This is a genomic window from Deltaproteobacteria bacterium, assembly GCA_003194485.1.
Classification (GTDB): Bacteria; Desulfobacterota; Dissulfuribacteria; order Dissulfuribacterales; family UBA3076; genus UBA3076.
This window is the reverse complement of record PQXD01000048.1, coordinates 1-4,909: the sequence shown is the minus strand read 5'-3', so window position 1 is coordinate 4,909 and position 4,909 is coordinate 1. Positions and strand designations below refer to the sequence as shown.

Below are 4,909 nucleotides of genomic sequence, written 5' to 3'. Positions count from 1 at the left end.
ATCCTGGCTATGGTGGTATTTTTACCCATAGCTTGAGAAAAGACGATCACAGCTTGCCTCTGAAGGCTCAAAAGAGCCTCCTGTGCTGCGTCACAAAATTCGCCTGCGCTTATATGAAATATCCAGTCCCTGACAATTTCTTCATCGTCAACAACCAGGATGGTCTCATTTCCGTCCAGAGCAGGATTTTTTGAAGGTTCTTTTCCCGGCCCTGCAACAGACTCTGACACGGGGAAAAAGAGCTCAAAGGTGGTTCCCTTTCCACTCCTGCTTTCAACATGGACACATCCTTTACTGTTTTTTACAATCCCATAGGCCATGGCAAGCCCGAGCCCGGATCCCTTGCCCACTTCTTTGGTTGTAAAAAAGGGGTCAAATATCCGGTCCATGGCTTCCGGCTCGATACCGGGACCGGTATCACTGATGCTTATGCAGACATAACGACAGGGATATGCTGTAAAATCAGGGCAACGGGCACAAACTTCTTTGTATTCGACTTCACTTGTGGCCACCAAAATGTCGCCGGTCTCGGCTTGAGTCAGTTCTTTCAACTTTCCTTCAATGTAAAATTGGCCAGGTTTTCACCATTTATATGCCTGCGCATCTATCTCTATCTACTGGGGTTTTTATACTTCTCCTTAAAACGGACTGACAGAATGAAGATATTACTCTGCCTGAACCATGTCTTAAGGCTTAATGTCAAAAAACAGACGTCTTATTTGGACTCGATCAAAACCTTTACGGGAATTTTTGATCACTACTTTGAAAAATTAATAATGGCCCATAGACCCTTATCTAAAATGATTGATTTTTTTGCGACTGCGTCTACATATAAAAAACAAGAGCTATCTGGACAATGTCGCAAAAAACGGGAAAGGGTGCATCTTTGTTACCGGACACTTCGGGGCAGTGGAGTTCCTTCCGCTTTCATTGGCCATGAACGGCTACAAGATCGCATTGATATGCCGGTTCAAGACAAAGAAGCTGAAAGAGGAACTTATAAAAAGGGCAAGAGAGTTTGATGTTGTATTGATAGATGCCAGTGAACCTAAAGTGGCATTCAGGGCGCTCCGGGCCATTAAGAGCGGTAGAATCCTGATCACCGAATGCGATGAATTCTCAGAGTGGCGCCCGTATCCTGATAAGCGAATTTCAGTCTTCGGCCACACTGTGCCACAGGACAGGACACTGGACTTTCTATACGACAGGGCAAAAGTGCCTGCACTTATGGGACTCATGAAGCGAGAAAAAAGAGGATTTACGTTATGTATTGAGCCTCTTGCAGACGGTCGCAAAGACGAATCTTTGGCTGCCAGGGCGTGGCACAGGCTTGAGGGCTACATACTCAATTATCCCCAACAGTGGTACCAATGGAAAGATGCTGCAACAGCACTGTCTGAATATATTATTCGGGATAATAAAAAGAAAGATACTCAAGAAGTCCCGTCAATATCTTCTGAACGCCCTGTTCTGTCAACCAGTCTTTCATGGCCTTGATAGTAAATAATGAGGGATCTGGCATAAAAAATGCGTATTATTTAAAGAGCCGGCTGGAAGCCGATACCCAAACTGATCACGGACTTCACTGAACATATATCAGGCTTACAGACCCAGGGAGTCATATTCTATGGAATCTATTAATGAGCAGACACAGGTTGAGCTTAAGCCAGGGACCGGATTAGATATCAGTTTCACTTATGGCGACAAGGTAATAAACACCAGAGGTCATATAAAAAGTTCGTCGGATGAGGTAATAGTCATTGAATTTGAAGTAGATGACAAAAAAATGACACCCCCGGTTGGCACAGACATTTATATTTTAAAAAACAGTATATGCTATAATATTATTGATTCAAAAGATTTTCCAGAAGTTAAGGCCACCAGAGTGTGTGGCAGAAAGTATTTAAGAGTAGATAATATACTGAAAGTTCATTACAAAAAAGTTTCACAGGAAAATTATAAGAAATACAGAGATAGACCAATAGTTATATACAAGAATATATTTGGCGAACCTCTTAAAACGCCTGAAATTGAAGAAGTTGATTTAAGATTACTTTATGAACTTATATATCAGGCAAATCTGAAGATGGATCGTATTTTGGATATATTGGAAGACAAGCGCGCTGAAAAATATGCGGTTAGTAAGAATGAAAATGTAAATATTAGTGGGGCAGGAATAAGATTTATTGCGGATCAGGCCTTTTCAATTGGCGATATTATTGCCCTTAGGATTTTCTTGCCCCTGGCTACTCAAACCCAGATAGATGTCCTTGGAGAAGTGAGAAAGGTTACAAAGTCAGAGAAAAAAGGCAGATATTGTATTGCTGTCAAATTTGTAGAATTATCAGAAGATGATCGAGAGATGATCATCAGGTATGTGTTTAAAAGGCAGAGAGAGATAATTCGAATTACTTCAGATTATACTTGAAAAGATCTGATTTAGTGATTTCGCTTGAGCAGAACCCAGGACCTTCCTTGTTTTTTTCAGCAGAATGCGGGTGTCGCATCTCGTCCATCACGCTCGACGTAATTCGTTTGACCATACCAGGCACTCACGAAACAGGAATGGCACCTGACAACACCAGTCCTCCTTGATTTTCTTGGCTGAACCCTATAGAATTTCTACAATAATTTGTTGCATATGGTATGACAGAACGCCGTTTATCATACGGGAAGACCTTTAGGGAACTCATCCATATTTGGTCATTAACAGACGGCTTTTTGTTTTATTCTGATAGCAGGTAGCCAGTTAATTTATCTTAATATCCTTATTTTATTTTGATATTCAGGATTAGGCTAAACGAAGGGAGAATAACTGTTCCAAAAGTTCCTGTAGATAAACTCGAGCCGGGGATGAACCTTGCGAGGCCCGTGACCAAGGGGAATATAGTCCTGCTCAGCAAGGATACAAAACTGACAGAAACATTGATAAAGAAGATCCAAGACATGGAAATCAATGGTGTCTATATAGATGGTCCGTCTCAGCAGGACATACCGAAAGATGAAGCACTTGCGCAACTGGACCGGAGATTCAAAAACGTGGAGGACAGGCCGTATATGAATATGTTAAAAAAGCTGGTAAAGGAACATATAGAGGGCTTGTATGATTGACATGGACATAAAAAGTCTGCGCAGGAAAGTTGAAAATATCAATAACCTCCCAACGATACCAAGCACCCTGAAACGGATTTCAAAAATTATAGAGGATCCCACAATATCTTTGAAAGAAATCGGTAATTTTATATCAAATGATCCTGCTCTGACCACCAAAATTCTAAAGATGGTTAATTCAGCATTCTATGGGTTTCCAGGCAGAATTTCTTCTGCATCTCATGCAACGGTACTTCTTGGCTCGAATGTCATAAGGGGATTGCTTGTCGGCGTCTCTGTATTTGAACTCATGCAGAATGCTATGCTCGGGCTATGGGAACACTCTCTCGGGTGTGCCATTACATCAAGGCTAATGGCCAAAAGGAAGGGGCTAAAGGACTACGATGACGTTTATGCAGCGGGGCTACTCCATGACATAGGAAAGATCATCTTAATCCTTGAGTTCCCCAAGGAATACAAAGAAGCAATGAATGAAGCGAAACTCAAGGATATTACAATAGCTGAGATAGAAGGAGATCACTTTGTTGCTAATCATGCCGACATAGGATCCTGGTTGGCAGAAAAATGGCTTTTCCCTCGCAACTTGATAGAAGTCATAAGATATCATCACAGACCCCATCTCTCAAAAAGTGCCCCCATCGAAACCGCAATTGTTCATCTGGCTGATATTCTCCTGCGGGCAAACGGGGTGGGTTTTGCCGGTGATCCCTTTGTGCCCGCGCTAAATCCCGCCGCTTTTGAGGTCCTTAAATTGAGTGAAACGGACCTGAGAGAGATACTAGAAGAAATGGAAGATTCCCTGGAGGTAACGGAAGAACTATCTCTATAAATGAATACAATTGTAATTGTCTCCCAATATATCATTTCAATAAATATCATAGAAAGTGTCTTGAAAAATTTGTACAAGATACTTGTTTTCAGCAAGATAGAGCCTGCCCTGGACTATATCTATAATTCTATGCCAGATCTGATGATTCTTGCTATCAATATGGATGATTCTTTCACAATCAATATCCTTAATAGTCTAAAGAAAGATCCCATATTTAATCAATTGCCTGTTCTTGCTGTTTTGCCTGATCAGTTTGATATCTCCAGATGGGATTTCTCATTTGCTGAAGATTATATTTGGGAAACCGAGCTTGAAAGAGAAATACTTACAAGGGTTAATTTATGTATTCTTAGATCGAAAAGGGTTGTCGAGATCAATCCTTTAACAAGGCTCCCAGGGAATATTTCAATAAACAGGCAGATACAGGACAGGCTTGATAAGGGCAAAGAGTTTGCCTTTGCGTATGCGGACCTTGATTATTTTAAACCCTTCAATGACTATTATGGCTTCGGCCGTGGAGATGAAGTTATAAGGATTACCGGGCGTCTCATACTTAACATTGTAAAGAATAAGCAGTCCAATAATAGTTTTATAGGACATATAGTTGAGAAGGTTAAGAACGAATTCACCTTATGGTGCAGTGCGCACAATATTTTGAAGCTATACAGATATGGCGACAGAAAAACGGCAATATGAGCATAAAATAGAGGAAAACAGGGGGTGGAATAAGGCTCTTATGACAATGAATCTCAATAATCAGCATTTCCAGAAAGTCCAGAGGGGCATAAGGCCAAAATTTGGCCGAATCGAAATCTTCGGCTGATATGATTTACGGGACACGCTCTCAAGTCCACGTAAGAGAAAGCCGGGGAAACCCTGACAATGTTTCATCTGCCCAAATACAGGTTCAATTATTCGCTTGCGAAATCCATAAATATATCGACTGACTGGGTTTTGGAGGTTCCTGTC

General features: G+C 41.3%; 6 protein-coding genes. 5 read left to right on the top strand and 1 reads right to left on the bottom strand.

From position 1 onward, the window contains the following. Positions 1–563: hypothetical protein (locus C4B57_11625; protein PXF50815.1), on the bottom strand; the 563-nt coding region annotated here is incomplete at its 3' end. 250 nt (positions 564–813) lie between these two features. Between C4B57_11625 and C4B57_11620 the strand changes: the two genes are divergently transcribed. From C4B57_11620 to C4B57_11600, 5 genes are all read left to right on the top strand, one after another. Beyond that, positions 814–1,497, top strand: coding sequence for a hypothetical protein (locus C4B57_11620; protein ID PXF50814.1), 684 nt, complete (start codon positions 814–816; stop codon positions 1,495–1,497). A gap of 130 nt (positions 1,498–1,627) precedes the next feature. Next, positions 1,628–2,428: a hypothetical protein gene (locus C4B57_11615; protein ID PXF50813.1), complete on the top strand. Its 801-nt coding sequence runs from the start codon at positions 1,628–1,630 to the stop codon at positions 2,426–2,428. A gap of 425 nt (positions 2,429–2,853) precedes the next feature. Continuing rightward, positions 2,854–3,111: a hypothetical protein gene (locus tag C4B57_11610; protein ID PXF50812.1), complete on the top strand. Its 258-nt coding sequence runs from the start codon at positions 2,854–2,856 to the stop codon at positions 3,109–3,111. Beyond that, positions 3,104–3,940 (top strand): histidine kinase, encoded by an 837-nt coding sequence (locus tag C4B57_11605; protein ID PXF50811.1) that lies wholly within the window; start codon positions 3,104–3,106, stop codon positions 3,938–3,940. Before C4B57_11610 ends, C4B57_11605 begins: the two co-directional genes overlap by 8 nt. Beyond that, positions 3,941–4,636 carry a hypothetical protein gene (locus tag C4B57_11600; protein ID PXF50810.1) on the top strand — a complete coding sequence of 232 codons (696 nt, stop codon included), beginning with the start codon at positions 3,941–3,943 and terminating at the stop codon, positions 4,634–4,636. Positions 4,637–4,909 lie beyond the last annotated feature (273 nt).

Excerpts from the sequence above, each read along its gene's own strand:
- C4B57_11600 (PXF50810.1), top strand. The coding sequence starts at position 3,941 with ATGAATACAATTGTAATTGTCTCCCAATATATCATTTCAATAAATATC.
- C4B57_11605 (PXF50811.1), top strand. The coding sequence starts at position 3,104 with ATGATTGACATGGACATAAAAAGTCTGCGCAGGAAAGTTGAAAATATC.
- C4B57_11615 (PXF50813.1), top strand. The coding sequence starts at position 1,628 with ATGGAATCTATTAATGAGCAGACACAGGTTGAGCTTAAGCCAGGGACC.
- C4B57_11610 (PXF50812.1), top strand. The coding sequence starts at position 2,854 with ATGAACCTTGCGAGGCCCGTGACCAAGGGGAATATAGTCCTGCTCAGC.